The organism is Glacieibacterium sp. (assembly GCF_965200405.1).
In the GTDB taxonomy this organism is placed as follows: domain Bacteria; phylum Pseudomonadota; class Alphaproteobacteria; order Sphingomonadales; family Sphingomonadaceae; genus Glacieibacterium.
Genome location: NZ_OZ241356.1, coordinates 283,575 through 310,170, shown reverse-complemented (window position 1 = coordinate 310,170; position 26,596 = coordinate 283,575). Strand labels below are relative to the sequence as shown.

General features: G+C 64.7%; 26 protein-coding genes and 1 tRNA gene. 14 read left to right on the top strand and 13 right to left on the bottom strand.

Annotated elements, in window-relative coordinates:
* Window positions 1–10 precede the first annotated feature (10 nt).
* Together ACOFKW_RS01415 and ACOFKW_RS01410 are read right to left on the bottom strand one after the other, a co-directional pair.
* A complete protein-coding gene (locus tag ACOFKW_RS01415; protein WP_419815568.1) occupies window positions 11–1,279 on the bottom strand; it encodes a spinster family MFS transporter in 1,269 nt (422 codons plus the stop codon).
* Window positions 1,280–1,281: 2 nt separating this feature from the next.
* Complete coding sequence (locus ACOFKW_RS01410) at window positions 1,282–3,660, bottom strand: TonB-dependent receptor (protein ID WP_419815567.1); 2,379 nt, start codon at window positions 3,658–3,660, stop codon at window positions 1,282–1,284.
* A gap of 201 nt (window positions 3,661–3,861) precedes the next feature.
* On the opposite strand from ACOFKW_RS01410, the gene ACOFKW_RS01405 reads away from it, so the two are divergent.
* The gene (locus ACOFKW_RS01405; protein ID WP_419815566.1) at window positions 3,862–4,416 is read left to right on the top strand and encodes a TetR/AcrR family transcriptional regulator; all 555 of its coding nucleotides are present in this window, start codon (window positions 3,862–3,864) and stop codon (window positions 4,414–4,416) included.
* Here ACOFKW_RS01405 and ACOFKW_RS01400 read toward each other — a convergent pair.
* The 5 genes from ACOFKW_RS01400 to ACOFKW_RS01380 are packed head-to-tail and all read right to left on the bottom strand — an operon-like array spanning window position 4,413 to window position 7,778.
* Window positions 4,413–4,931: a DUF1697 domain-containing protein gene (locus ACOFKW_RS01400; protein ID WP_419815565.1), complete on the bottom strand. Its 519-nt coding sequence runs from the start codon at window positions 4,929–4,931 to the stop codon at window positions 4,413–4,415. The genes ACOFKW_RS01405 and ACOFKW_RS01400 overlap by 4 nt on opposite strands.
* Window positions 4,919–5,377 (bottom strand): DUF3617 domain-containing protein, encoded by a 459-nt coding sequence (locus tag ACOFKW_RS01395; RefSeq protein ID WP_419815564.1) that lies wholly within the window; start codon window positions 5,375–5,377, stop codon window positions 4,919–4,921. Before ACOFKW_RS01395 ends, ACOFKW_RS01400 begins: the two co-directional genes overlap by 13 nt.
* 14 nt (window positions 5,378–5,391) lie before the next feature.
* A complete protein-coding gene (dut, locus tag ACOFKW_RS01390; RefSeq protein WP_419815563.1) occupies window positions 5,392–5,847 on the bottom strand; it encodes a dUTP diphosphatase in 456 nt (151 codons plus the stop codon).
* A complete protein-coding gene (gene coaBC / locus ACOFKW_RS01385; protein WP_419815562.1) occupies window positions 5,834–7,015 on the bottom strand; it encodes a bifunctional phosphopantothenoylcysteine decarboxylase/phosphopantothenate--cysteine ligase CoaBC in 1,182 nt (393 codons plus the stop codon). Before coaBC ends, dut begins: the two co-directional genes overlap by 14 nt.
* A 28-nt stretch (window positions 7,016–7,043) precedes the next feature.
* Window positions 7,044–7,778, bottom strand: a complete 735-nt coding sequence (locus ACOFKW_RS01380; protein ID WP_419815561.1) for a haloacid dehalogenase type II — start codon at window positions 7,776–7,778, stop codon at window positions 7,044–7,046.
* Window positions 7,779–7,875: 97 nt separating this feature from the next.
* Here ACOFKW_RS01380 and ACOFKW_RS01375 point away from each other — a divergent pair, with 97 nt between their 5' ends.
* Window positions 7,876–8,886, top strand: coding sequence for an SDR family oxidoreductase (locus ACOFKW_RS01375; protein WP_419815560.1), 1,011 nt, complete (start codon window positions 7,876–7,878; stop codon window positions 8,884–8,886).
* Window positions 8,887–9,063: 177 nt separating this feature from the next.
* Here the strand turns inward: ACOFKW_RS01375 and ACOFKW_RS01370 are convergent, their stop codons facing one another.
* On the bottom strand, window positions 9,064–9,567 hold the full coding sequence (locus tag ACOFKW_RS01370) for a ferritin-like domain-containing protein (RefSeq protein ID WP_419815559.1): 504 nt from the start codon (window positions 9,565–9,567) through the stop codon (window positions 9,064–9,066).
* 127 nt (window positions 9,568–9,694) lie between these two features.
* On the opposite strand from ACOFKW_RS01370, the gene ACOFKW_RS01365 reads away from it, so the two are divergent.
* The 6 genes from ACOFKW_RS01365 to ACOFKW_RS01340 all read left to right on the top strand — a co-directional run bounded on the left by ACOFKW_RS01365 (window position 9,695) and on the right by ACOFKW_RS01340 (window position 13,736).
* Window positions 9,695–9,865 (top strand): hypothetical protein, encoded by a 171-nt coding sequence (locus ACOFKW_RS01365; protein ID WP_419815558.1) that lies wholly within the window; start codon window positions 9,695–9,697, stop codon window positions 9,863–9,865.
* 45 nt (window positions 9,866–9,910) lie between these two features.
* A complete protein-coding gene (gene msrB / locus ACOFKW_RS01360; RefSeq protein WP_419815557.1) occupies window positions 9,911–10,288 on the top strand; it encodes a peptide-methionine (R)-S-oxide reductase MsrB in 378 nt (125 codons plus the stop codon).
* A gap of 128 nt (window positions 10,289–10,416) precedes the next feature.
* Complete coding sequence (locus ACOFKW_RS01355; RefSeq protein WP_419815556.1) at window positions 10,417–12,081, top strand: DEAD/DEAH box helicase; 1,665 nt, start codon at window positions 10,417–10,419, stop codon at window positions 12,079–12,081.
* Between the two features lie 89 nt (window positions 12,082–12,170).
* A complete protein-coding gene (locus ACOFKW_RS01350) occupies window positions 12,171–12,752 on the top strand; it encodes a YqaA family protein (RefSeq protein ID WP_419815555.1) in 582 nt (193 codons plus the stop codon).
* Window positions 12,742–13,206: a disulfide bond formation protein B gene (locus tag ACOFKW_RS01345; protein WP_419815554.1), complete on the top strand. Its 465-nt coding sequence runs from the start codon at window positions 12,742–12,744 to the stop codon at window positions 13,204–13,206. Before ACOFKW_RS01350 ends, ACOFKW_RS01345 begins: the two co-directional genes overlap by 11 nt.
* Window positions 13,182–13,736 carry a demethoxyubiquinone hydroxylase family protein gene (locus ACOFKW_RS01340; RefSeq protein WP_419815553.1) on the top strand — a complete coding sequence of 185 codons (555 nt, stop codon included), beginning with the start codon at window positions 13,182–13,184 and terminating at the stop codon, window positions 13,734–13,736. The genes ACOFKW_RS01345 and ACOFKW_RS01340 overlap by 25 nt, the downstream gene beginning before the upstream one ends.
* On the opposite strand, the gene hspQ is transcribed toward ACOFKW_RS01340, so the two are convergent.
* Window positions 13,733–14,095: a heat shock protein HspQ gene (gene hspQ / locus ACOFKW_RS01335; protein WP_419815552.1), complete on the bottom strand. Its 363-nt coding sequence runs from the start codon at window positions 14,093–14,095 to the stop codon at window positions 13,733–13,735. The genes ACOFKW_RS01340 and hspQ overlap by 4 nt on opposite strands.
* A gap of 150 nt (window positions 14,096–14,245) precedes the next feature.
* Here hspQ and ACOFKW_RS01330 point away from each other — a divergent pair.
* Together ACOFKW_RS01330 and ACOFKW_RS01325 are read left to right on the top strand one after the other, a co-directional pair.
* Window positions 14,246–14,335 (top strand) — tRNA-Ser (locus ACOFKW_RS01330).
* An 802-nt stretch (window positions 14,336–15,137) separates the two neighbouring features.
* On the top strand, window positions 15,138–16,151 hold the full coding sequence (locus ACOFKW_RS01325; RefSeq protein WP_419815551.1) for a ThuA domain-containing protein: 1,014 nt from the start codon (window positions 15,138–15,140) through the stop codon (window positions 16,149–16,151).
* A 56-nt stretch (window positions 16,152–16,207) separates the two neighbouring features.
* Here the strand turns inward: ACOFKW_RS01325 and ACOFKW_RS01320 are convergent, their stop codons facing one another.
* A complete protein-coding gene (locus tag ACOFKW_RS01320; protein WP_419815550.1) occupies window positions 16,208–18,331 on the bottom strand; it encodes a PQQ-dependent dehydrogenase, methanol/ethanol family in 2,124 nt (707 codons plus the stop codon).
* An 809-nt stretch (window positions 18,332–19,140) separates the two neighbouring features.
* On the opposite strand from ACOFKW_RS01320, the gene ACOFKW_RS01315 reads away from it, so the two are divergent.
* On the top strand, window positions 19,141–21,942 hold the full coding sequence (locus tag ACOFKW_RS01315; protein ID WP_419815549.1) for a TonB-dependent receptor plug domain-containing protein: 2,802 nt from the start codon (window positions 19,141–19,143) through the stop codon (window positions 21,940–21,942).
* A gap of 124 nt (window positions 21,943–22,066) precedes the next feature.
* Here the strand turns inward: ACOFKW_RS01315 and ACOFKW_RS01310 are convergent, their stop codons facing one another.
* Both ACOFKW_RS01310 and ACOFKW_RS01305 read right to left on the bottom strand, forming a co-directional pair.
* Window positions 22,067–22,582 carry a hemerythrin domain-containing protein gene (locus ACOFKW_RS01310; RefSeq protein ID WP_419815548.1) on the bottom strand — a complete coding sequence of 172 codons (516 nt, stop codon included), beginning with the start codon at window positions 22,580–22,582 and terminating at the stop codon, window positions 22,067–22,069.
* A 15-nt stretch (window positions 22,583–22,597) separates the two neighbouring features.
* Window positions 22,598–24,541, bottom strand: a complete 1,944-nt coding sequence (locus ACOFKW_RS01305; RefSeq protein ID WP_419815547.1) for an AI-2E family transporter — start codon at window positions 24,539–24,541, stop codon at window positions 22,598–22,600.
* 211 nt (window positions 24,542–24,752) lie between these two features.
* On the opposite strand from ACOFKW_RS01305, the gene ACOFKW_RS01300 reads away from it, so the two are divergent.
* The 3 genes from ACOFKW_RS01300 (at window position 24,753) to ACOFKW_RS01290 (ending at window position 26,230) form a co-directional block, all read left to right on the top strand.
* Window positions 24,753–25,202 carry a UDP-N-acetylglucosamine--LPS N-acetylglucosamine transferase gene (locus tag ACOFKW_RS01300; protein WP_419816996.1) on the top strand — a complete coding sequence of 150 codons (450 nt, stop codon included), beginning with the start codon at window positions 24,753–24,755 and terminating at the stop codon, window positions 25,200–25,202.
* Window positions 25,199–25,690, top strand: a complete 492-nt coding sequence (locus ACOFKW_RS01295) for a glycosyltransferase (RefSeq protein WP_419815546.1) — start codon at window positions 25,199–25,201, stop codon at window positions 25,688–25,690. The genes ACOFKW_RS01300 and ACOFKW_RS01295 overlap by 4 nt, the downstream gene beginning before the upstream one ends.
* 117 nt (window positions 25,691–25,807) lie before the next feature.
* On the top strand, window positions 25,808–26,230 hold the full coding sequence (locus tag ACOFKW_RS01290) for a GFA family protein (protein ID WP_419815545.1): 423 nt from the start codon (window positions 25,808–25,810) through the stop codon (window positions 26,228–26,230).
* Here the strand turns inward: ACOFKW_RS01290 and ACOFKW_RS01285 are convergent.
* Window positions 26,227–26,595 carry a response regulator gene (locus ACOFKW_RS01285; protein WP_419815544.1) on the bottom strand — a complete coding sequence of 123 codons (369 nt, stop codon included), beginning with the start codon at window positions 26,593–26,595 and terminating at the stop codon, window positions 26,227–26,229. The genes ACOFKW_RS01290 and ACOFKW_RS01285 overlap by 4 nt on opposite strands.
* Window position 26,596 lies beyond the last annotated feature (1 nt).

Genomic DNA, 26,596 nt, shown 5'->3' with positions numbered 1-26,596 from the left:
GGCGGGCAAGTCAGACGAGATCGAGGTGCAACCGCCGGCTGGTCCGCCACAGTAGCAGGGCGCTGATGACATAGAATACCAGGCCGCTGAGGATCGCGTAGCGCAGCGCCTCATTGCCGTAATGGGCCTTTAGCACGTCGGAGATCGCACCGAAGAATAGCGTGCCGCAGCCCAGGCCGATCAGGTTGTTGACGAACAGGAATGCCGCCGAGGCGGTCGAGCGTCCCGCCGCCGGTACCAGGTGCTGGATCGCCGCGATGATCGGGCCGAGCCAGACCAGCCCGAGTGCCTGGGGCACCAGCGCCAGCAGCGCCGCGACGACGATGTTCGGTGCCAGGATCGCGCCGATGTAGAAGGGGATCGAGATCAGGAAGCAGATCGCCGGGACCAGCGCATAAGCGGCCGGGTTCTTCTTCGCCAGCCGGTCGACGAGCCAGCCGCCGAGCCAGATGCCGGTGCAGCCACCGATGACCAGCTGGCCCGCGAACAACCATGAGGTCTGCGTCAGCGTCAGGCCGAAGCTGCGGATGAAGAACGACGGCAACCAGAAATTCAAGCCATAGGACAGCGTCGCCGCCGAGGCCGCGCCCAGCGACAGGCCCCAGAAGCTCGGCTTGGCGGCCAGCATCCGCAGCACCGCGCCGAGCGTCGGCGGCGCCTCGGTAGCGACCGGATCGAAGCCGCCGCGCACCGGGTCCGGTACCGCCAGCCGGAGCAGCGGCGCGATCAGCACGCCGGCACCTCCGACCGCGATGAAGGCGAACCGCCAGTCGACCGCGCTCGCCATCAGCCCGCCGAACAGGATGCCCAGCGCGCCGCCGATCGGAATGCCGAGCGAGTAGATCGCCAGCGCCCGCGCCCTTTGCTCGCGCGGAAAATAGTCGGAGATCAGCGAATAGGCCGGTGCCGTGCCGCCCGCCTCGCCGACTCCGACGCCGAGGCGTGCCAGGAACAGCTGCGGGAAGCTGTTGGCCAGCCCGCACAGTGCGGTGAAGCCGCTCCACACCGCCAGCGACACGGTGATGATCCAGACGCGGCTGTAGCGATCGGCGAGCCGCGCCACCGGGATGCCCAGCGTCGTGTACAGCAGGGCGAAAGCCAGCCCGCCGAGCAGGCCGAGCTGGGTGTCGCTGAGCTGCAAATCGGCCTTGATCGCCGGTGCCAGGATGCCGACCACCTGCCGGTCGATGAAGTTGAAGACATAGGCCAGCAACAGCACCGCCAGCACGCGGTAGCGCCGCGGCGAGGGCAGGGCCGCCGCGGCGCCAACACCGGTCATGCTCAGAACTTCAGCCCGACTGTCGCGTAGACCTGTCGCGGGTTGCCGTAGAAGGCAGTCAGCACGCCCTCACGTCCCAGCGACGGCGTCGGCAGGCCGGCGGCGTTGTAGTTCACCAGGCCGGTCGTCGCATTGACGCCGAGGAACTGGTAGCCGCCGGTGCGATACTGCTTGTTGGTCAGGTTCTTGCCGTGGATGCCGACCGACCATTTGTCGGTGTCTGAGTGCCAGACGACGCTGGTGTCGACGAGCGCGTACTTGGGCTGGTCGAGCGGCGAGATCGTCTCGAACTGGCCGACGCGGCTGCGGTACGACAGGCTCGGGCTGATATCGAGCTGGCCCGAACCGATCAGGCTCATCGGGGTCGAGTAGGTGAAGGTGCCGCTGGCAGTCCACTTCGGCGTGTTCTGGACCTGCCGGTACTGCGCGACCTCGGCACCGACGGCGTTGATGAAGCGGTCGTACTTGGCGTCGATATAGCCCAGCGACCAGCTGAAGTTCAGGCTCGATCCGGCACCGGTGATCTCGGGCACCAGCTTGGCCAGGCCCTCGAACTCGACGCCCTTGAAGGTCGCCTTGCCGGCGTTGGTGGTGATGCCGACGAAGGTCTGGACGCCGTTGACCAGCGCGCCGACCGAGCTGGGGATCTGCACGTCCTTATAGTCGGCGTAGAAGCCCGCAAGGCTGAAGCTCAGGCGGCGATCGAGGATCTGCGCCTTCCAGCCGAGCTCGTAGCTGTTGACCGTCTCGGGCTTGAACGACAGGAAGTTGAAGATCTCCTGCGGGTCGCGGATGCCGTTGGCGTTGGTGTCGGGCGCCTGGGTCGACAGCCCGCGCGGGTCGAAGCCGCCGCCTTTGAAGCCCTTGGAATAGCTGGCATACAGCGTGTGATCCGGCGTCGGCTTGTAGCTCAGCGAGGCGCGCGGCGTGAACTCCTTGAAGGTCTTGCCGCCGTCGAAGTTGGAGGTCAGCGCGCCCAGCTGGACCCCGGCGCCGCCGAGTTCGGGCGACGCGCCGCCGATCAGGTTCTTGCGGATGATGACCGCGTTGCGCTTGTCGTTGGTGTAGCGACCGCCGACCGACAGGCTGATCTGGTCGGTGAAGTCATAGGTAAAGTCTCCGAACAGGCTCCACGTCTTGGTGTCGACATCGCCGTAAGTCGAGGCGGTGAAGCCCGGCAGGCCCAGTGCCGCGCCGGTGGTGCCGAGAACGACGTCGAAGATGTTGAAGGCGTTGGCGTTGAGATAATAGGCGCCGAGCAGCCCGTTGAGCTTGTCGCTCGAATAAAGCAGCTGCACTTCCTGCGAGAACTGATGGTTCCTGTAGATCGCCGGAACGTCGACATCGACCGCGGGCAGGCTGTCGAAGTCGATCGGCGTCGAAGTGCTGTCGCGGCGGTAGGCGGTGATGCTCTTCAGAGTGAAGTTCGGGCTGACCTCCCACTGCGCGGTGCCAGAGAAGCCATAGGCCTCGACGCTCTGATGTGGAGAGTCGAGACCGGCGCGGGTGTCATAGACGTTCTTCAGCACCGGCGCGCCCGACTGCAGGCCGACGATCAGGCGGTGGCCGTTGCGCGGGTCGCTGTTGTCCTTGACGTAATCCGACGACAGCCGGAACAGCAGCGTGTCGGACGGCTCGAACTCGGCCGAGACGCGGGCGGCCCAGACGTCGCGGTTATAGTTCTCGCGGCCGTTGGTGAGATTGTCGCCGAAGCCGCCGCGGCTGAGCCGGGCCCCCGAGGCGCCGACGCGCAACGTATCGCTGAGCGGGGTCGAGGCCGAGACCACCAGTTCGGCCTGGTCATAGGTGCCATAGGTGCCGCGGACCGAGACCTCGGGCTCCTTGGCGTTGATGCGCTTGGTGACGTACTTGACCGCGCCGCCGATGGTGTTGCGGCCGTACAACGTGCCCTGTGGGCCGCGCAGGATCTCGATACGATCGACATCGAAGACGTCGAGCACCGCAGCCTGCGGACGGTTGAGATAGACGTCGTCGAGGTACAGGCCGACGCCGGCCTCGAAGCCCGCCACCGGGTCCTGCTGGCCGACGCCGCGGATGAAGGCAGTCAGCGTCGAGTTGGTGCCGCGCGATGCCTTGAGGGTCAGGTTGGGGACGTTCTGCGCGATCGCGGTGATATCCTGGATACCGGCATTGGCGAGCGCCGCGCCGCTGATCGCGGTGATCGCGATCGGCACGTCGCGCAGCGATTCCTCGCGGCGGCGAGCGGTAACGATGATATCGCCGTCGTCGGTGTTCGCAGCGACCTCGGTCGGGGTCGCCGGGGCCACTGCCTGCTGGGCGACGACCGGAAAGGCCATCAGGGCCGAAACCCCGGCGCCGACGTTGAGCATGGCGCGCACGGAAAATCTGGCTGGTCGCATATGGTCACTCCCCTGGAGCCGGTCATTGAACTTGTGCCGGTAACGAGACGGTTATATTGAAACCTGAACCGGGATTCAACTCGGGAAATTGGGGAGGCTCGGATTTTGGACCCGCAACGTAGTTTTACGGCCACAAGTCAGGCTGATAGCCGTGACGGGGAGAAGACGCCGCGGACCGAGCGCGGTCGCAAGACGCTGCGCATGATCCTCGATGCGGCGGTCATCGAGTTCGGCGAGCGGGGCTTCCACGATGCCTCGATCAGTCGGATCACGCAGCGGGCCGGCGTCGCGCTGGGCACGTTCTACACCTATTTCGCCAGCAAGGAGGCGGTGTTCCGCGCACTGGTCCGCGACATGTCTGAGCGCGTGAAGGTGCATGTCGCCCCGCACGTCCTCGCCGCGCCCGACCAGCTCGCCGCCGAGCAGGCCGGGTTGTCGTCGTTCATCGAGTTCGTCCGCGGCCACAAGGAAATCTACCGGATTATCGACGAGGCCGAGTTCGTCGACGCCGCGAGTTGGCGCGACCATTATATCGGCACCGCCGATCGCATCCGGGCGCGGCTGATCGCCGGTGCGGAGCGCGGCGAGGTCCGCAGCGACGTCGACGACGTCCATGCCTGGGCGATCATGGGGATGAACGTCTTCCTCGGCCTGCGCTTCGGCGTCTGGCAGGAGGAGCGCTCGCCGGAGGAGATCGCGGCGATCGCCGGCTCGATGCTGCGGGACGGTCTCAAGCCCCGGACGGGCAGCGATTAATCCGCTGCCATCGCCGCGAGCTTGGCGACGGTGTTCATGTTGCGCGCGGTGCCATGGGCCGCGGCCGGGATGCGCAGGAGAGAGTCGCCCATGCCGCTGCCATAGCTGACGTAGATTTCGCGGGTGCCGAGGCGGACGACTTCGTCCTTGACGTTGGCCAGCCGCTCCAGCGTGTCGGCGGGCGGCGGCGCATCGAGGAAAATCGCCACGGTGCGGTTCGGGGCAGCGTCAGGGAACGGGTTGGCGGCCAGCACCGCTGCCATTTCCGCGGCGCTGCGGACCAGCACGCCGACGGGCTTGCCGGCATAGGCGTGGAGGCTGGCCCCGAGCCGGCGCTTGACTTCGGCCTCGTCGACAGCGGCGTCGAACACCACGTTGCCGCTGGCGATCCAGGTGCGGACGCGGGTGAAGCCGGCAGCGGTGCACATCGCCGCGAGCTCGGTCATCGGCAGCTTGCCGGTGCCGCCGACGTTGACGGCGCGGAGCAGGGCGACCCAGGCGGCTATTTCTTGCACTCGCCGACGCGCTTGCCGACCGTCGTCGCGGTCAGCGTCATCGTTGACGGTCCCGCCTTCATCACCGAGCGGCCGCTCGAGGTGAAGGTGGTCGAGGTGAAGCTACCGGTGCTGCTTGCGGTCATCGTGCCGCCGCCCTGCTGGCAGATCATCTCCGAACTCAGCTTGCCGCCGACCATCGAATAGCGCGTGAACTTGCACGACTTGTCCGACTTCATCATGTCCTGCGGCCCGCGCGCTGCCTCCTCGGGCGTGATGCAGTGCGAGATATGCTTGGTCTTGCCGATCATCGCCGCGGCCAGACCGGGCGGGGCGCCGGGCATGTCGACCGAGTTGACCGTCGCGGCGATGTCCCACTCGCCCGGCTGGACCGCGAAAGCTTGCGCCAGCGCCGCGCCGCTTACCACCATCAGGCCCGCGCCGAGCCCAAGCCACACCATCCTCATCGTCGCTCTCTCCCTCAGTGTCCCGTCGAGCCGAAACCGCCGCTGCCGCGCGCCGTGTCGTCCAGGCTGTCGACCTCGTCCCAGCGCGCCCGGGTGACCGGGGCGACGACCAACTGCGCGATCCGCATGCCGCGCTGGATCTCCACCGGCTCGTTGCCGAAATTGACCAGCAGGACCTTGACCTCGCCGCGGTAGTCGCTGTCGATGGTGCCGGGCGCGTTGAGCACGGTCAGGCCCTGCTTGAGCGCCAGGCCGGAGCGTGGGCGGACCTGGACCTCATAGCCTTCGGGGATGGCGATGCAGAGCCCGGTCGGCACCGCGGCGCGCTTGCCGGGGTTGAGCATCAGCGGCTTCTCGACCGCGGCGACGACGTCCATGCCGGCGGCTCCCGGGCTGGCATAGGCGGGCAGGTCGAGGCCGGCGGCGTGGCGCAGGCGCACCAGCCCGATGGCGACGTCAGGCGAGTTCATCGGCGATCCTCAGGGCGAGACGCCGCGCCACCTCGGCCTTGGGCATCTCCGCCCAGTCCTCGACGCCCGACGCGCCGACCAGATGCACGGTGTTGCGGTCGCCGCCCATCACGTCGCCCGAGACGTCGTTGGCGACGATCCAGTCGGCGCCCTTGCGTGTGCGCTTGGCGACGGCGTTGGCGACCGCGTTCTCGGTTTCCGCGGCGAACCCGACGACCAGCCTAGGCCGGCGCGGACCCGGCACTGCGACCGTCGCCAGGATATCGGGGTTCTCGACCAGCGCCAGCGTTGGCGGCGCACCGTTCTTCTTGAGCTTCGACCCAGCCGCCTCGACGCGCCAGTCGCCGACCGCCGCGACCATCACCGCGGCATCGGCAGGCAGCGCGCGCTCGACCGCCGCCGCCATGTCGAGCGCGCTGACCACGTCGATGCGCGTGCAGCCCGGCGGCGTCGGCAACTCGACCGGTCCCGCGACCAGCGTCACCCGCGCCCCCAGCGCCGCCAGCGCGCCCGCAATCGCAAACCCCTGCTTCCCCGACGAGCGATTGGCGAGGTAGCGCACCGGGTCGATCGCCTCGTGCGTCGGCCCCGCGGTGACGATGACATGCCGCCCCGCCAGCCGCGTCTCGACGACCAGCGCCGCCCGGATGCCCGCCATGATCCGCTCGATCTCAGGCAGACGCCCCGGGCCGTATTCGCCGCATGCCATCTCGCCCTCGTCGGGCTCCATCACCGTGACGCCGCGCGCCCGCAGCGTCGCCACATTGGCGAGCGTCGCGGCATGGCCCCACATCCGGACGTTCATCGCGGGCACCGCCAGCACCGGCGTATCCGTCGCCAGCAGCAGCGTCGTCGCGAGATCGCTCGCCAACCCGGCCGCCATCTTGGCCAGCAGGTCCGCCGTCGCCGGGCACACCACCAGCAAGTCCGCGGCACGGCTCAGCGCGATATGGCCCATCGCCGCTTCCTCGGTAACGTCGAACAATTCGGTATGGACCTGATGCTCCGCCAGCGCGGCGAGGCTTAGCGGCGTGACGAACTCGGCGCCGCCGGCGGTCAGCACCGGCGTGACGCTGCCCCCGGCGCGGCGGATGGCGCGCACCAGTTCGAGCGACTTGAACGCCGCGATGCCACCACCGACGATGAGCAGGATGCGCTTGCCGTGCATTCGCCCAGCCTTAGAGCAGGACGAGGCGCTACGGAACCGGCGTTATCGCCAGCGCGTCGGCCAGTTCGAGCAAGCTGCCGACCGACCAGTCCCAATCCTGCCGCTGCGCCAGATCGGGGGCAGGGCGCCCGCCATATTCCAGCGGCCGCGCGACATAGGCAGTTGCCAGCCCGTTACGCCGCGCCGCCGCCAGGTCGCTGTGATGCGCCGCCACCAGGCAGACCTCCGCCGGTGCCAGCCCCATGATCTCAGCCGTGCCGAGATACGACTGGTCGTCGGGCTTGTAATGCCCCGTCACCTCCGCCCCGAGGATCGCGTCCCAGGGCAGGCCACCGAACCGCGCCAGCGCCGTCATCAGCGCGATGTTGCCGTTCGACAGCGTGACGATCGTGTAGTCCCGCTTCAGCCGTGTCAGTCCCGCGACTGCATCCGGCCAAGGATCGAGCCGCCGCCACGCCTGTGCAAACTCCGCCAGCCGCGCCTCCCCAACGCCCGCCGGATCGATCCCGTATCGCCCCAGCAGTACCTCCAGCGTCTCGCGGTTGAGCACATCCAGCCGCTCGAACGGCCGCCGCCCCTCGCGCACCTCCGCCATCGCCGGCTGGTACAGTCCGCGCCAGCCATCCGCGAACGCATGCGGATCGAGCTCCGGCCGCCCCACCGCCGCCAGGAACGGCACCGCCTCCCGCGCGATGCTGGTACGCCAGTCGACCACCGTGCCGAACACGTCGAACGCCAGCAGCTTGATCCCGGTCACGCCCATCTCCCGTAGCAGCAGTGGTGTCGCACCATAGCCTCCAACCCGGAACCTCCGAGACGCCGTTCCGCTTCAACGGCATCATTCCCCCGGAGATTCAACGATGTCGATCACCCTCAAGCCACTCGACCAGCAGGTCATGCTGATCACCGGCGCCAGCTCCGGCATCGGGCTCGTCACCGCCAAGGCCGCCGCCGCCAAGGGCGCCAGCGTCATGCTGGTGGCGCGCAACGAGGCGGCATTGCAGCAGGCCGTCGCCGAGATCGAGGCGGCGGGCGGCACCGCCGATTATGCGGTTGCCGACGTCGGCATCGCCGCCGATGTCGAGGCCGCCGCCGACAAGGCGGTCCAGCGCTTCGGCCGCATCGACACCTGGGTCAACAACGCCGGTGTCGCGATCTATGCCAAGCTCGCCGACACGCCGCTCGACGAGCATGAGCAGCTGTTCCGCACCAACTATTTCGGCGTCGTCAACGGTGCCACTGCCGCGGTCCGCCACCTGCAGGGCAATGGCGGCGCGTTGATCACCGTCGCCTCGATCGCCGCCGACATCCCGACGCCGATCATGGGCGCCTATGCGGCGTCGAAGCATGCGGTGAAGGGCTATATGGAATCGCTGCGGATCGAGCTGAACGGCGACAAGGCGCCGATCTCGGTGACTATCATCAAGCCGTCGGGCATCGACACGCCGGTCGCCCAGCACGCCGCCAACCACGGCGACGGCGAAGCGGTGATCCCGCCGCTGGTCTATGATCCCAGTCTGGTTGCCGACGCGATCCTGCATGCCGCCGTCCACCCCAGCCGCGACATCACCGTCGGCGGGGCAGGGCGGGCGCAGGTGCTGGTCGGCACGCACTTCCCGACATTGCTCGACAAGCTCGGGCCGCTGATGATGCCGGCGCTGTTCGACCGCAAGCGCCCCAAGACGCCGGGCGACACGCTGTTCGTCTCGGAGGAGGCCGGTCGCGAGCGGTCGGGGACGACGCCGGGCAAGAAGTTCAGCCTGTATACGTCCAGCGTCCTGCACCCCGGCATGGCGGCAGTGGTCGGTATCGCCGCGACCGCCGGGCTGTTCGGGCTGGTCGTCACGCACCGCCTGACCCAGCGCCGCTGAGCGAGCCCTACTCCCTCCCCCCACGCGAAGCGTAGAGTGGGGAGGGCCGGGGTGGGGGCTCTTGCGCACCGAAAGCGGGGCGCCAAGAAGCCCCCCACCCCAACCCTCCCCACTCTCGGTTCGCGAAGACGCTCACCGTGGGGGGAGGGGGCAGAAAGCTGGCGGGAGGTCCGCCCGTTACGCGTCGGCCTGGATGTTGACTGCCGTCTCGGCCAGCTTGGTCGCATATTCATCGCCACCGTAGATTTCCTTGGTGGCGGCTTTCAGCTTCTTCTCGTCGTCCTTGAGGCCCAGCGTCTTGGCATAGGAGGCGACGGTGCCGAACCCGGCGATGCCGTAGTGCGTCATGCGCTGGTATTGCGCGATGATCTGGGCGTCGAGCACCGGGCCCTTCTTGGGCGCTTCCTCGGTGGTGTGCTTGATCGCCTCGGCGGCCAGGCCTTCCATGCCCTTACAGTGTTCCTTTTCGGCCTTTTCGCCCTGCGCGACGATCAGCTTCTTGAGCACGTCGGTGTGCTTGGCGATGCCCTCCTGCGACTTGGCGAGCATGTCCTTCAGCGTCGGGTCGCTCGCCTTGGGCGCGATCTTCTTCAACGTGCGCTGCATCTGATCGTTGGCGGACCACAGGTCCTTGAGCTCGTCGATGTAGAGATCCTTCAGATCCTCGGGAACTTCAGCCATGGCGACATCCTTGCTCGGCCAGCGTCCCTGCGACGCGGCGCGGCACAAACAGCGCCCCAGAACGCTTCATGTTCCTGCGGGGCGACGATGGTGCATTCCGCCCTGTCCGCCCGCCGGGAGCGCATGGATGCAGTTCAAGCACAAGGCGGTCATGATCCTCGCCGTGGTCATCGCCTTGCTGGTCGTCGCCGTCGTCGCAGTTTCGCTCGACAACTGGCGCCAGCGCTCCAACCCCGTGTTGCCGCAGGAGGCGCCGCTGCCGCCCCGCGCCGTCACCTCGTCCCCCGCGGCCTCTTAAACCACGGCGGAGCGCACTTATATTCCGTCCCGAGAGGATGCCCAGATGACCGACACCCCGACACTCGACCAGAACCTCAGTGCCGCCGCCCGCCACGTGCTGCGCGACCACGGCACCGAGCGCCCCGGCACCAGCCCGCTGAACTACGAAAAGCGCACCGGCACCTATAGCTGCGCCGGCTGCGGCAACGCCGTCTACAGTTCCGACACCAAGTACGACAGCGGCAGCGGCTGGCCCAGCTTCTACACCGCCATCCCCGGCGCCACCGCGACCACCGTCGACCGCAGCCTCGGCATGACCCGCACCGAGGTCCATTGCGCCCAGTGCAACGGCCACCTCGGCCACGTCTTTCCGGACGGTCCCGCCCCGACCGGCCTGCGCCACTGCATCAACGGCGTCGCGCTGGATTTCGCAGCGGAGTAGCTTCCTGCCCTCCCCCACCCGGGGGAGGGCGAGAGACGGCGCAGCCGGCCCGGGGAGGGGTTCCTCGGTGCAGACGTGGCCGCTCCAGTTACCTTGCTCCTGCCGCAATCACCTCGTAAGCGCCGCAAATGCCTTTTACCGCTACACATCCAGCGCTTGCCAGCGCACTCGCCGCGCGTGGATACGCCGAAGCCACCGCCGTCCAGGCCGCAGTCCTCGAAGCCGATAGCAGCCGGGACCTGATGGTCTCGGCGCAGACCGGGTCCGGCAAGACCGTCGCCTACGGCCTCGCCCTCGCCACCACGCTGCTCGGCGAGGCGGAGAAATTCCCCCGCGCCGGTGCGCCGCTGGCCCTGATCATCGCTCCGACGCGCGAACTGGCCCTGCAGGTCGCCCGCGAGCTGGAGTGGCTGTACGCAGCTGCGGGCGGCGTCATCGTCACCTGTGTCGGCGGCATGAATGTCCGCGAAGAATCGCGCACCCTGTCGCGCGGCGCGCACATCGTCGTCGGCACGCCGGGTCGCCTGCGCGACCATCTCGAGCGCAGCCACCTGGTCACCGAGCAGATGCGTGCCGTCGTCCTCGACGAGGCCGACGAGATGCTCGACCTCGGCTTCCGTGACGACCTCGAGGAGATCCTCGACCAGATCCCGGTCACCCGCCGCACGCTGCTGTTCTCGGCGACGCTGCCCAAGCCGATCCAGACGCTCGCCAAGCGTTATCAAAAGGATGCGCTGCGCATCGCCGTCGGACAGGGTGCCGAGGCGCACGGCGACATCGATTACCGCGCCGTCCGCGTCGCGCCGAACGACATCGAGGCCGCCGTCGTCAACGTCCTGCGCTACCACGAGTCCGGCGCCGCGCTGGTCTTCGCCGCGACCCGCGAGAGCGTCCGCCGTCTCCACGCCAACCTCGTCGAGCGCGGCTTCTCCGCTGTCGCCCTGTCCGGCGAGCTCAGCCAGTCGGAGCGCAACCACGCGCTCCAGGCCCTGCGCGATCGCCGCGCCCGCGTCTGCGTCGCCACCGACGTCGCGGCCCGCGGCATCGACTTGCCCGACCTCAACCTGGTGATCCACGCCGAGTTGCCGCACGACGCCGAAGTCCTGCAGCACCGCTCGGGCCGCACCGGTCGCGCCGGCAAGAAGGGCACCTGCGTCCTGATCGTGCCTTACCCCAAGCGCCGCCGCGCCGAGGGCATGATGCGCGACGCCAACATCAAGGTGACATGGGAAGCCGTGCCGACCGCCCAGATGATCGCCGCCAATGACGAGGCGCGGTTGATGGAGGAGATTGGCGAGGCCGGCGACGATACCGCCGCCGCCGAATTGCTGCTGACCCAGAAGGACGCCGTGTCGGTCGCAGCCGCACTGCTCCGCATGTACCGCTCGCGCCTGCCGGCCCCCGAGGAGCTGACCGACAACGGCCCCGCCGAGCGCGGCACGCCCGAGGCTTTCGGCAACCGCGAAGGCTTCGAGAACGTCGTCTGGTTCCGGGTCAACACCGGCCGGGTCAACAACGCCGATCCGCGCTGGCTGCTGCCCTACCTGTGCCGTCGCGGGCATCTGACCCGCCGCGACATCGGCTCGATCCGCATCTTCGACCGCGAGACGCGCTTCGAGATCCCGACACCGCTCGCCTCACGCTTTGCCGCCGCGCTGAAGCGCACCGACGACGGCGATCCCGACGTCATCATCGAGGCCGCCGGCAACACGCCCGAGCCATCGCGTGGCCCCCCGCGCCGCTCCAACGACGGTGGCCCGCCCCCGGCTCGCCGCGGACCGCCGCGCCGCTAGGTCATCGGTAGCAGGGACAGGGTGCTGGTGCAGTTGCAGCATGGGCTGTGCTAAGCCCGGCGCGACCAACAGCGAATCGGAAACCGCCTTTGCTCCGCCGCCTATACGACTGGATGCTGCGGCTCGCCGGTCGCCCGACTGCCGAGCGCTGGCTGGCCTTCGTGTCGTTCGCCGATTCAAGCTTTTTCCCGCTGCCGCCGGACATCATGCTGGTGCCGATGTGCATGGCCAAGCCGGAGCGGGCGTATCGCTCGGCATTGATCTGCACCGTCGCTTCGGTGCTGGGCGCGCTGCTCGGCTATGCCATCGGCTCGCTGCTGTTCGACCTGATCGGCGTGCCGCTGCTGCATTTCTATGGCTATGAGGACAAGTTCCACCGCTTCGCCGCCGACATCGGCGCGTCCGGGTTCATCTGGATGCTGGCCTTCGCCTTCCTGCCGATCCCATACAAGGTCGCGACCATCGCGGCGGGCAGCATCCACCTCGACCTGGGCGTCGTCGTGCTGGCGTCGATCCTGGGCCGCGGCGGACGCTTCTTCGCCGTCGCCTGGGTGATCCGCCGCTACGGCGTCGTCGCCCAGCGCATGATCGACCAGCATTTCGAGAAACTGGCGATCTTCTTCACAATATTGTTCGTCGGCGGCTTCGTCGTGGTGAAATATGCGCTCTAACGCCCTTGCCAACGCGATTATCCTGCTCGGTTCGTCGGCCCTGCTCGGCGGCGCAATCGCCTTCCAATATATCGGCGGCATCCCCCCGTGCGAGATGTGCATGTGGCAACGTTGGCCTCATGTCGTCGCGCTCGTCCTGGGGCTCCTCGCCCTGGCGCTCCGCTCCAACCGCGCGCTCATCGTCCTCGCCGCGCTGTCCGTACTCGTCACCGCCGGGATCGGCTACTTCCACGCCGGCGTCGAGCAGCACTGGTGGCAGGGCATCACCAGCTGCGCCGCCAGCCCCGCCAGCGGGTCGACCGCCGAGGTCATGGCGCAGATTCTGGCCACCCCATTGATCCGCTGCGACGCCATCGCCTGGTCATTGTTCGGCATTTCGATGGCAGGATGGAACGCGCTGATTTCCACAGCGATCGGAGTGGCCTCGCTATGGCTCGTGCTGAGACGAAGCTAGCCCGCCTGCCGGGCGATACCCGCGAAAGCACCGCAGCGATGATCCGCGTCGATCACGCCGGCGAATTTGGCGCGGCGCGAATTTATGCCGGTCAACTCGCCGTCATGGGCAGCCGAGCACCCGGTTCCGCCGCGATCGCCCGGATGAAGCAACAGGAGCAGCGGCATCTCGACGTCTTCGAGCAACTGATCCGTACCCGGGGCGTCCGCCCGACGCTGCTGCAGCCGCTGTGGAGCGTCGCTGGCTTCGCGCTCGGGGCGGCAACCGCGCTGATGGGACCGAAGGCGGCTATGGCCTGCACGGCGGCCGTGGAGACCGAGATCGATATCCATTACCAGCAGCAGCGCGACGAACTCGCCGGCACCGACCCCGAGCTGGAAGCCCATATCGCGGACTTCCAGGCCGAGGAACTCGAGCACCACGCCACCGCGCTGGCGCATGGTGCGGAGGACGCAGCCGGCTATCCGCTGCTGTCGGCGGTCATCCGAGCCGGCTGCCGGGCGGCGATCGCGGTTACCAAGCGGATCTAGTTGCGGACCTCGGGGCGCAGTGCGTAGCGCCCGTCGTGAAAGTCGCCGAACATCTGCTTGATCGCAGGGTGACCGACTTCCTCGGCGCCATCGCCCTCGCGGACCAGATTCTGCTGGCTGACATAGGCGACGTAAGCCGACTCATCGTTTTCGGCGAGCAGATGGTAGAAGGGCTGATCTTTGCGCGGGCGGACCTGCTCGGGGATCGCTTCCCACCATTCCTCGGAGTTGTTGAACTCGGGATCGACGTCGAAGATCACCCCGCGGAACGGGAACAGCCGGTGGCGCACGACTTCGCCGATGCCAAAACTGGCGGTCGGCATTGCAGTCACGGTGTTCGCTCCCTTGATCTCGATCATACTCTACCCTTCCCAGCGACACGGTCGCTCACGCACACCATATAGGTATTCGCCGGGTTTCGTGAAGGGTGGTGCAAGTCGGGCTTGGCAATCCTGCTCCCAACGGTCTATACGCCCGCCTTCGACCGGGTCTCGACCCAAGCGCCAAGCGGAGAGGTGCCAGAGTGGTCGATCGGGACGGTCTCGAAAACCGTTGTGCGTGTAAGCGCACCGTGGGTTCGAATCCCACCCTCTCCGCCACTTTCCAGACGCGACTTAAGGCGCCCGAGTCGGCCGATCCACTCAAAGCTGATGCATCGGTACCAGATGCTGACGAGACTCGTTGGGATGGCATGCCATGCCGGCCCAGCTTAAAGTAGGCTCAGGGTGACATGGTCTCTGCGAGCGTTGCGGTGACCATCCGACGGGGTCTCGCGGCGACCAAGCTAAGGCTGATTTCGCCGAAGCGGTCGGTCAGTTGCCTGTCGATTGCACGATTTCCGGAACATTCTCGACCGGTTCGCTTATTCTGTTCGCCGGTCGGTTCTTGAACTGTTCGCGCGTACCAATGCCCTAACATGAGACTGCGTAGAACCGCCCAAGACTGGTAGCGCGACCATAGAATGCGATACCTTGTGACAATACACATTCCGCGATGCAGAAATTGCGCCATTTGCAAAACATGACGCAACCGCGGCGTCGTCCTCGCTGCCCGCGACCGCCAAACGTTAATGGGTGAGCCGGCATCACGAGTTGTCGATGCAGGCTTAGTCGCCCCAAATAAGAAGATACCCTTCAACGATATCTCGCCGGCACCCTTGCGTCGCTCAACAGGTGAGTACAGGCGCAAGTTCGTCATCGTCGCGGCCGAAGCTGGACGGCTTTGACCAGCAAAGCAATCGCCATAAGCGGTCGGATGATTACGCTATCGGCAACGGCACTTCGTCAGTCCAAATATGACGTCGATCGGTATTAATGCTAATTTTGCTTGCGTCTCTCTTGTGCAGCGCTGAAGATGGCCTTGGTAACTTACGACCAACCACAACACTGGGGAGGCCACATAATGGCAGACAATAGTCGTGAAGTAGACAAAAATAGTCTTACACGTCGAGGATTGCTTTCGACAGCTGTAGCCGCCGCGAGCCTTGCGCCCATGATCTCACATGCACAAACACCGGTCGCTGCCGCGACGCCTGCAATAAATCCTCCATATGTCCCGCAGGGTGGTCGAGGACCAATCAAGGTCTTATTTCTGAGCAAATACCACGAATTCGACCGGGCAGGTATGTTCAAGATGCTTGACAGCATGGGGCAAGATATCACCTGGACTCACATCGAGCATCCCGCCGCGGTCGAGTTTTATGATCCAAAGCTTGCTGAGCCATATGATGTATTGCTATTTTACGACTGCTATGCTGGTCGTGTTGCAACCCCGCCTACTGTGCCCGGCGGCAGGCCTTCGTTCGTCGACACAGTGCCGTCGAAGCAAACCCAGGCCAATCTCGCGAAGCTCTTGCGCAATGGCGACAAGGGGTTCGTGTTTCTCCACCACGCAATATCGTCATGGGCGCATAGCTGGCCAGCCGGCGTAAACGGCTTCAACGCCTATAGCGAAGTCGTCGGCGGCGCGGCCGACTGGACGACGCCGTTGAAGAATGTGCGTGGCGTTGATTATCCAAGGTCGGGTTATGCGGAAGATGTGCCGATCAAGGTCGTCGTGGTCGACGCGAAGCATCCAGTCACCAAGGGTGTGGACCTGTCGTTCGATATTATCGACGAGAAGTACCTTTGCCCAATGTTCGAGGATTCGGTGCATTGCCTGACTCGCTCGGTAGAGACTCCGCGGGCTGAGGACTTTCGTCCGGCCCAGGCCGGTCATCCCGTTGGAAGCACGATGACGAGCTGGGTCAAAACAGCTGAACGCTCGCCGGTCGTCTACATCCAGCATGGCCACAGTAACCATGCTTTCGCCAATGGAAACTTCCAGAAGCTCGTCAATAACGCGATCAAATGGACGGCATCCCCGGAAGCTAAAACTTGGGCGCATGCCAACGCGAAGAAGATTTTCGCGTCATAAGATCTTGATGTTTGCACGGGGTCATGTTCAACGACCCCGTGCATCCACCGCGGCGATTAGCGACCCGGTACTGGCGGCGTAGCGTAAGTCTTGACCAGGAACGCGCGGATCGCCTCGACTTGTTGTTCGTCCATGTACTTGGAAAAGCTAACCATCCCGCTGCTGGCCAGGACGCCGCCGTGAACAATGGCCTTGAAGCGATCCTTCGATAGCAGGACTTGGGATCGACGAAGATCGGGATACGCCGGGGTTTGGCCATGGCAAGAGCCGCAATAGCGACCATAGAAGATTCTTCCGTCCGTCACATCGCCCGAAGACGGCTCGGCTTTCGACGTATCGACCAGCGGCTTGACGAAGCTGCTGTATGGCGTCGGCTTCGCGTCCCCACCTAGCTTGAACACCATCAGCCGTCCGGGGAGGGTTCGATCCGTTCGGCTGGAGTTGCCTTCGCCGTTGCCACCCCCGTTGCCGACCATGATTGCAACGTACTGGATGTTGCCCAGGGCGTAGGTCATCGGCGGAGCGATCGCCGAGTTGCCCAGGTCGTAACTCCAGACTTCCTTGCCGGTCGTCGCGTTGTACGCTTTCAGGTCATGCTTGACGCCCTGGAATACCAGGTTGCCGCCGGTGACCATGACGCCGCCCAGCCCCCAGTCGGAGCCGCTGTGATCGATGTTCCAGCGAATCTTGCCGGTCGACGGGTCGAACGCGGTCAACATGCCCTTGGAACTGGGCACAGGAGCGCGCGGGGGTCGCTTTGCAAGCTCCTTGGACAGTTCCATCGCACCCGGTACGCCTTGCGCGCCCGGGGCGATGCCTTGAACGCCGCCGCCCGTGTTCCAAACTCCGTCGATATGTCGGTAATCCGCAGGGTTCACCGCAGAGTAGCGGAACACCGCATCGAGGATCGGGATATAGACCAGACCGGTGAGCGGGCTGTAGGCCATGGCCTTCCACGAATGCGCGCCGGACGGCGATGGGTTTTGCAAGCTGGACGATCCCGCTCCCCATCGTGTTCCGATACGCTCTACCGGGCGCCCGGTGCGCATATCGACGGAGTACGCCCAATCCGTTGCCAGGAAATACTTCTCGGCCGACAGCAACTCGCCGCTGCGCGCGTCAAGGACATAGAAGAAGCCGTTCTTGGGCGCCTGCATGACGACGTGACGCTTGCGGCCGCGGATCATGATGTCGGCCACGGTGATCTGCTGGACCGCTGTATAGTCCCAAGTGTCACCAGGGGTTGTCTGATAATGCCAGACATACTCACCAGTTTCGGGTTTGACGGCGACGATCGAGGACAGGAACAGATTATCGCCCTCGCCTTGCGATCGGATGTGATGGTTCCACGGCGCGCCATTGCCGGTGCCGATATAGACCAGGTCGGCGACCGGGTCATAGGTGATCGCGTCCCAGGGCGTACCGCCGCCGCCTGAGGTTTTCCAGACGTCGCCTGCCCAAGTGGAGTTCGCCTTCTCCGCCAACGCCTTGTCCGACGCTGCATTGTCGGGTTTGCCGTCTGGATTTGGCGTGACGTAGAAGCGCCAGGCAAGCTTGCCGGTTTCTGCGTCATAAGCGGACAAATACCCGCGAACGCCATATTCTGCGCCGCCGTTGCCGATCAGGACCAGCCCCTTCACGATACGGGGAGCGCCGGTGATGGTATAAGGTAGTTTTGGATCGGTCGTCTGGGATGACCATTTTTCCAGCCCCGTCTTGGCGTCGAGGGCGATTAGCCGTCCATCGATCGTACCGACGTAAACCTTGTCATTCCACAGTGCCGCGCCTCGGTTGACCACGTCACAACATGCTGAAAGTCCGACCGGACCTGGAGCTTTCGGATCATACTTCCAGAGCTGCTTGCCAGTGCGTGCATCAAAGGCAAAGACCTTCGACCATGCCGTTGTTGTATACAGTACGCCGTCCGCTTCAAGCGGGGTCGCTTCCTGACCTCGGTTGGTGTCGAACTGCGACCACCACGTCAGCCCAAGCTTGGCGACACTCTTTTCATTGACCTGCTTGAGGGGGCTAAAACGTTGTTCTGAATAGGTTCTTCCGTACGATAGCCAATCGCTGCTGGCGTCTGCCTTGGTCAGGCGACGTTGGTCGACGATCGCCGAAAGCGCGGTACTGCCAATTCCGCCGATCAGAAGCGCTCCTAAAATCTTGGTATTTTTCATGTCATCCCCAGGATCTATGGCTGGCAAATTTGAGAACTGCACCGCCTTAATCGGGCTATGCAACACGTTTAAGAGCAATGCTAGCCCAGAACTATGTAACAAACCTGCATCCGACAGGCCGACCGATTTATGTTGATTAAGTCGCACCTCACTAGTGTTGATTCGAATCATGAGCACTAGGAGTGATCGGCGATATTAAGACCGTAATATGAACTAAAGGATGAGTCGTGCAGGGCGCGTAAAAACCCGATTAGAACGTACAATCTCATCGTCGAATGTTAGAGATAACATTACATAGCACAAAAATGAAATACGACTGCATTCCCGCATATCGAGAACTATAGAAAATAGTTCACCGTTCGTGACGAATAATGTCGATTCAACGTCATAGACAGCAATCTAGTATGACGAAATCAATCACTTATTTGTCACCCATTTCAAAAAATAATTCATCGCGCCAAAAAAAGTTGTTGCGAAAACTTTTGGAACCAGCAAAACGGATTCAGTATACAGGGGGAGACGCAAGACGGGTTGAAGATGATCCCGTCTGGTTGGACATAAGGGGGTCCGTCTAACGGTAACGCCGCCCGCCGCGAGACGGGGGGCTTCACAGTATCCGCCCATCCTTGGAGCGGCGGCGAGCCGTCACGCTTACATGCGCCTGCCGTGGCAAAATCGCGGAACCAACTTAGGTCCGCCTACATTCGGTCCGGCTAAAATCAAAATCAAAAATTGGGGAGTTCTTAATGACCAAGCTAACACTTCTGCTTGCATCGAGTTGCAGTATATTGGGGATTGTAGCGCCTGGCATGGCACAGACCGGGAATTCTGCGCTGCAGGACGTGCCAGCGCCGACGAATAGTGTGCAAGTGGAGAAGGCGACTCCTGCGGCGGCCAGCCCAGATGGCGCAGAAGAAATTGTGATTACTGGGTCACGAGTAATTACGAATGGCAACAACTCGCCGACTCCCGTGACCGTTGTAACTGTTGCTCAGTTGCAGCAGACGACCCCATCTAATATACCTGACGGCTTGAATACCTTGCCAGTATTCAGCGCTTCGAACAGCCAGCGCACGATCAATAACGCGTCCGGAAATACGACCGGAAATTATCTGAATCTGCGCGGCATCGGAGTCCTGCGAACGTTGATCTTGATCGATGGCCATCGCGTGCCGCCGACGACGCAGAATGGAAGCATCGACGTTAACACCCTGCCGCAGTTGCTCCTCCAGCGTGTTGATGTGGTAACTGGTGGCGCCTCGGCAGTCTATGGCTCGGACGCCGTGACAGGCGTCGTCAACTTCATCATCGATAAGAAGTTCAATGGATTGAAGGCGCAGCTTCAAGGCGGAATTTCCAGCCATAAAGACGATGGATCGCAGCGAGCCGGTGTCGCTTACGGCCGCGATCTGTTCGGCGGCCGCGGTCACTTCGAAGCCAGCTACGAGTATTATAATTCCGACGGCATCGACGACAAGGAGGACCGGCCGTACGGCAGGTCGGTCTATTCGTACAGCGGCCTGGGCACCAGTGCCAGTCCGTACACTCTCATCACGGACAGCCGGAACAACACGGCTAGCGCCGGCGGGTTGATCCTCAACGGACCACTGCGAGGACAGCAGTTCGTCGCGAACGGCGTGCTCGGGCCATTCGTTCACGGCGCTCCCACATCGGCCAGCACGCTGGAGAGCGGCGGCGATGGGTACTTCTGGAAAAAGAGTTCCTTGCTTGCCCGCTTGCGCTCGCATCAAGCGTTTGCCCGCTTCGATTATGACCTGGCGGAGAACGTGCAGTTCTATACGCAGGCGTCGGCAAGTGAGTCACAGAACTTCAACAATTTCATCACATCGAACCTGTCGACTCAGACCTACACGATCTCGGCCCAAAATGCCTTTCTGCCAGCCAGTGTCAGGAACACCCTGGCAGGGGCGGGCGTGTCCAGCTTCACCTTCGGCAAGGTGTTCAACAACGAGGCGCCGATATCGAACGACACTCGTGTCCGGAACGTCTTCGTCAATCCCGGCCTGACCGGAACCCTTGGCGAAAAGTTCAAGTTCGATCTCGCCTACTCATTCGGTATGAGCAAGTCGCGTACGATCAACGTCAACAATCCGAACACCCAGCGTACTTCGGCAGCTTTGGATGCGGTGACCTCACCGAGCGGGCAGATCGTCTGCGCCGTCACGCTGACTAATCCAGGCCTGTATCCGGGGTGCATTCCGCTCAACCCATTCGGCCCGACCGCCGATGATGTCACGGCGTTCAACTATATCCAGGACAACAGCTTGTTCCACTTGACGAACAAGCAGCACGACCTTTCCGGCAGCATCGCCGGGTCGTTGTTCAACACCTGGGCAGGGCCGGTACAGATGGCAGTCAGTGGGGAGTTTCGCCACCTGACCTTGGCTGTCGATAGTACCGCCGAACCAACCGCACGACCGAACTGCACGGGGCTGCGCTTCAACTGCAACAGCGTGTCCGGATCGGTGAACCAGTCGAACATCATCGCCTCGGCGCGTGCCAAGCAGAGCGTCAGCGAGGGCGCCTTCGAAGTCGATGTGCCGATCCTTGCCGACCTCCCGTTGGTACAGTCGCTCAATATCAACGCGGCGGTGCGCTACACCCACTACACCACCAGCGGCAACGCAACGACATGGAAGGTCGGCGCAGACTGGCACGTTGTTGACGATCTTCGTCTGCGAGCGACACGGTCGCGTGATATCCGGGCGCCGACACTGAACGATCTGTTTGCACCGGTGAACGAGTCACCGTTCGGCTTCACCGACGAGCATACCAAGATCAATTTCACGTCTACCTTGAGGTCGCTGGGCAATCCCGCTCTGACTCCCGAGATCGCGAACACCACGACCGTCGGCGGCGTCTATCGACCGAGCTGGTTTCCCGGCTTCTCGTTCGCGGCCGACTACTATCAAATCTCGATCAAGGACGCGATTACAAGCATCAGTGGTGCCAACATCACAATCCAGCAGCTTTGCGAAGCCAGCAACGGCAGCTCCGACCTCTGCAATCTATATATCCGTCCGTTGCCCTTCAGCGATCGGTCCGCGGCCAACTATCCGACTTACGTGATCAGTCAGCCTCTCAACGTCGCCAGCGTCAAGGCACATGGCATCGATTTCGAAGCAAACTATGTCCGGTCGCTGATGGGAGGCAACTTCAGCATCCGCGCCTTGGCGTCGTACCAGCCGAAGCTCGTAACGGTGCAGTTTGTCGGCGCGCCACCTCAGAACGCAGCCGGTGCCACCGGGGTGCCGAGCTGGAAGGTCACGGGAGTCCTGCACTACGACATCGGCGGGTTCGGGATCGACACACAAACTCGCTGGCGGAACGCGGAACGTCGCAGCGCCAATCCTACACTGGTCTTCCGCGACGGCAAGATACCGGCCGTATCGTTCACCGATCTGACCGTGTCCTACCGAGTGAAGCGGGATGAATCCCAGGCGCAGTTCTTCTTCACGGTGCAGAACCTGTTCAACAAGGTCTCGCCCCTCGCAGCCGGCGCGGGCTCGATCGGGTTCAGCTATCCTGTCGTGAACGGCGACGATGTTATCGGGCGCTACTACACAGCTGGTGTCCGTTTCGGCTTCTAGCTTCGGCGTCTAACAGTCCCCGTCTGGTCGGCTGCGTAAATCGCAGCCGACCAGCTTTTTACTCTGTGATGCGCTTACAAGAGGTTGGCGTTTAGCCGTTCCCGGCTCCAGCCAAGCTCATCTATCAGCGCTGATGGGCATCCACCCAACTGGTCGGATCCTTGTCGACAGGGACTACGCCAGTGATATTCTCTGCGCTGAAAGCTGCAAAGCGCACGGCGAAGGCATGGCGTTCGTACAAGGTTGTATGGCGGCGGAAGTCGGTAAGCCCCTGGCGTTCTTCCTCGGCCATGTGTTTGCTGTTGGCCAGGTTGCAGGCGTCGACGGCATCGAACCAGGCGTCGGTGCCGATCTCATGGTCGGCTACAGCTTCGCCGGTATCCCGGATCTGGTTATGGTCCTTGATGGCGTCTTTGGTTTCGGCCGCGGCACTCGGCGCATCGCCGCCGCCGGTGCCGACCTGCATCAGGCGAGGATAGAAGAAACGTTCCTCGGCTTCGGCGTGGGTGTCGAGCAGGGCGCGCAGGCGGTTCCAGATTGCGCCTAGTGCGTGACGATCGTCGTGCGGGATCTGTTCAAGCATGGCGAACAGGCGGCGTTGTTCGGCGTGGTCGTCGAGGATCAGGTCGGTAATATCCATGGCTTAATTCTGCCGTTAGCCGAAGGCGGCGTCGAGCATTGACTTGACGTCGGTGTCGCCTTTTTCGGCGATGTCGTGGCAGGCGATGACGGTGGCGCGGACGGTGGCGGCGTAGTGGTCGGCGTCGACGGCGTCGCGGCTGGCCTGGTCGGAGTCGGGATCGGTCCAGAGCGTGACGAGTATGGGGACTCCGGGGAAGCGGGAGCGGACGCGGCGGAGGAGAAAACGGAGGTGGGGTGGCGCGCCGGAAAATTCCAGGCCGCAAATGCAAATCAATAGCACGTCGGCGGCGTCGAGGGCGGGGAGGCGTTCGCGGGAGGCGGCTTCGTGGAGGACGGTGCGGGAGCCGATGCCATGCTTTTCAAGGACTTGAGCGATCATGGTGGCGGCGGCGTCGTCGAGCGGACCGCGGGCGGCGATGCACAGCACGGCGCCCTCGCGCTGCCAGACTTCGGGCAGGGGGGTGCTGGAGAACTCCGGCGGCTGGTTGATCGGCACGGCCTTTTCCGCGAGGCTGGCCCCGCGGTCGCGGCGGTTAGGGGCCGGCTTGGCATCGGCATGGACGCTGAGATCGTCGAGCAGCAGCGCGGTGGCGGCCCTGACCCGTGCCAGCCGTGTCGTCGTCAGCACGCCGCGATCCGCGTCGATCGCTGCCAACCGCAGGCCTTTCACAGCGATTTCATCGTAGTAGCTCGACAGCGAGCGGTCGGCGAGCAGCGTCTCGGCCTGGTCGAGGACCTCGTCAGAGTCGCCCGCCAGCATGCGCTGGTAGAAGCTTTCGACCGGCGACAGGGCAGGGCGGTCGCCGAGCAGCACGTCGAGGAACTCGAGCCGGTCGAAGTGCCGCCCCAGGACCACCAGGCACAGCGTCAGCGGCGTCGACAGCACCAGCCCGACCGGCCCCCACAGCCAGGTCCAGAACACCGCGGAGATGATCACCGCGGCGGGCGACAATCCGGTCGAATGGCCATAGACCATCGGCTCGACCATATAGCCCATCACCGGTTCGGAGGCGAGGAACAGCCCGGCGGTCCAGATCGCCATGCTCCAGTCCGGCCCGGCGGCGGCGGCGAGCACCAGCGGCGGCAGGGCCGACAAAAACGACCCGATATAGGGCACGAAACGCAGCAAGCCGGCCAATATTCCCCACAGTATCGGGGACGGCACGCCGATAAAGTACAGACCGATGGCGATGATCAGCCCGAACGCCGCGTTGAGGCAGAGCTGGGTCAGGAAATAACGGCCGAGACGCGCGGCTGCATCGTCCATCGCCGTTGTCGTGCGGTGCAGGTCCTTGGAGCCGAACAGCCGGATCAGCCGGTCGCGCAGGTCCTCGCGCTGCAACAGGATGAAGATCGCGACGATCAGCACGATGATCGTCGTCTCCAGCGGCCCGACGACGGGGCCTAGGATCGATTTGATCAGCCCGAGCGGGGTGGGCGCGGGGGCGCGCATCTCGACCTGCATAGGGCGCTGGACGGTGCCGACGGCGATACCGCGGCGCACCGGCGGGGGTTCGGCATTGCCGCTGGCCCGGTCGAACTGGCGCCCGATCCGGCCGATCAGCTTGGGCAGCTCGCCGACGGTGGACTGGCGCACGCTGGCGACCTTGGCTTCGACAGTGGCGGCATAGCGCGGCGCGTTGGCCGACAGGCTGGCGATCTGGCTGCCGATCACCGCCGCCAGGAAAGCGAAAATCCCCAACGCCATCAACACGGTGACGATCACCGCGAGGACGCGCGGGATGTGCAGGCGGCGCAGCAGCCCGACCAGCGGCGCCAGCACGAACGACAGCAGCACCGCCAGCATGATCGGCACCAGCACGTCGCGCGCCAGGAACAGTGCCGAGATGATGACCACGCCGACCGCCAGCCCCAACAGCCCGGCAAGGCCGGGGACCTCCGCCGGCGCGACCTGGGCCGGCTGGCCTGGCGGTATCTCGATGTCCGCTCTGTCCATTGGTGCCCCCGATCTGCGTATGTAACGCACAATGCATTGGGATGGGCGCGGGGTAAATTGCGGAATCGGCGTGTGCGCGATCGCGAGGGCGTCAGCCGCCTCCCGACCGAAGCGACCCCTCCCCGGACCGGTGCAAGCCGCGGGCAACCTTGACACCGACCCCCCGCGCCGATTGAAGGACGCCACACACCGGGGGACCAAAGCCGTGACCATGAGACGCCCGCGCGTCCTCGCCATCGCCTCCGGGGGCGGGCATTGGGTGCAGCTGTTGCGCCTGCGCCCGGCGTTTGCGGATTGCGACGTCAGCTTCGCCACCGTCCATGCCGACAGCGCCGCCGACGTCGCCGGTGCGCCGCTGTTCACCTTCACCGATGCGTCGCGCAAGGACTGGTGGCGCTTCGCCGCCGTCGTCGTGCAGCTGACGCGAGTGATCGCCAAGGTCCGTCCCGACGTCATCGTCACCACCGGCGCGATGCCGCCGCTTGCCGCGATCGTGCTCGGGCGGCTGACCGGCGCGCGGACCCTGTGGGTCGACAGCATCGCCAACAGCGAGCGGCTGTCCTCGTCCGGCAAGCTGGCGCGCAAGCTGGCGCACCGGACGATCACGCAGTGGCCCGACCTCGCGACGCCCGAGACGCCGTGCTGGGGGAGCGTGCTGTGATATTCGTCTCGGTCGGGTCGATGATGCCGTTCGACCGGCTGGTGCAGGCGGTCGACGCCTGGGCCGCGGCGCATCCGGGAACGCCGGTGCTGGCCCAGATCGGCAATGGCAAGTTCGAGCCGCGCCATGCCAAGTTCGTCCGCCTGATGCCGGTCGCCGACTATCGCCGCGCCGTGGCCGAGGCGTCGCTGTTCGTCGCGCACGCCGGCATGGGGTCGATCATCACCGCGATCGAGGCGGGCAAGCCGCTGCTGATGCTGCCCCGGCTGCAGGCGCTGGGCGAGCATAACACCGATCACCAGCTGGCGACGGTGCGCAACGTCGGCAACCGCGCCGGGCTGCACCACGTCCTGACCGACGCCGAGCTTGGCCCCGCCATCGACGCGCTGCTCGGCCAACCGGGCGAAGCCCCGGCGCCGATCTCGGCTTTCGCGTCGGAGGAACTGCTCGGCAACGTCCGCGACTTCGTCCACGGCCGCCGGTCGTGAGGCTGGTCGGCCGGTAGCCGACAGCGGACCGCAACGGCCATGCCTCGGGGGCGACCACGGCGACCGCTCCAATCGGGGGAGGTGGCAGGTCGCAGCCGCGGCTGTTAGGTGGAGGGGATGATCAACTTATCCTGCCTTTGCGGCCAGATCCGTGTCGAACTCACCAAGCGGCCGGACTTCATCCATGCCTGCAACTGCACGCTGTGCAGCAAGACCGGGGCGCACTGGGGCTATTTCGCGCCCTCGGAGGTCGCCGTCGAAGGCGTGGCACGCGGCTATGTCCGCGATGACAAGGACGACCCGGCGGCCGAGATCCGCTTTTGCGAAACCTGCGGGTCGACGACGCACTTCAACCTGACAGCCAGCGCGGTGGCGAAGTTCGGCGACACTATGATGGGCGTCAACATGCTGCTCGCCGACGAGCGCGACCTCGCCGGGATCGAGCTGCGCTTTCCCGACGGGCGGGCGTGGGCGGGTGCGGGCGACTTCGCCTATGTGCGGGAAGCGCGGATCATCGGCGGCGAGGCCGAGGCGGATTAGCGAGCAGCGCCGTCGACCTGGCTGGCGATCAGATCGATCAGGCTGAAGATCTTGAACGGCTTGCGCACGAAAGCGGCGTAGGGCGGGCAGCGGTCGGCAATTGCCGCCTCCGGCAGTGAGCTCATGACGATCACCGGGACGGTGGCCAGCGCCGGGTTGGCGTTCATGCCGCGGATCAGCCCGGCGCCATCCATGACCGGCATCATGAAGTCGGTCAGCAGCAGGTCGGGTCGCTTCGCCTCGGCCTGGTCGAGGGCAAGCCTGCCGTTTATGGCGATGACGACAGTATGGCCCTCGTCGCCGAGGACGTCTTCGAGCAGTCTCAGAATTCCGAACTCGTCATCGGCCACCAGCAGGAGGGCCACG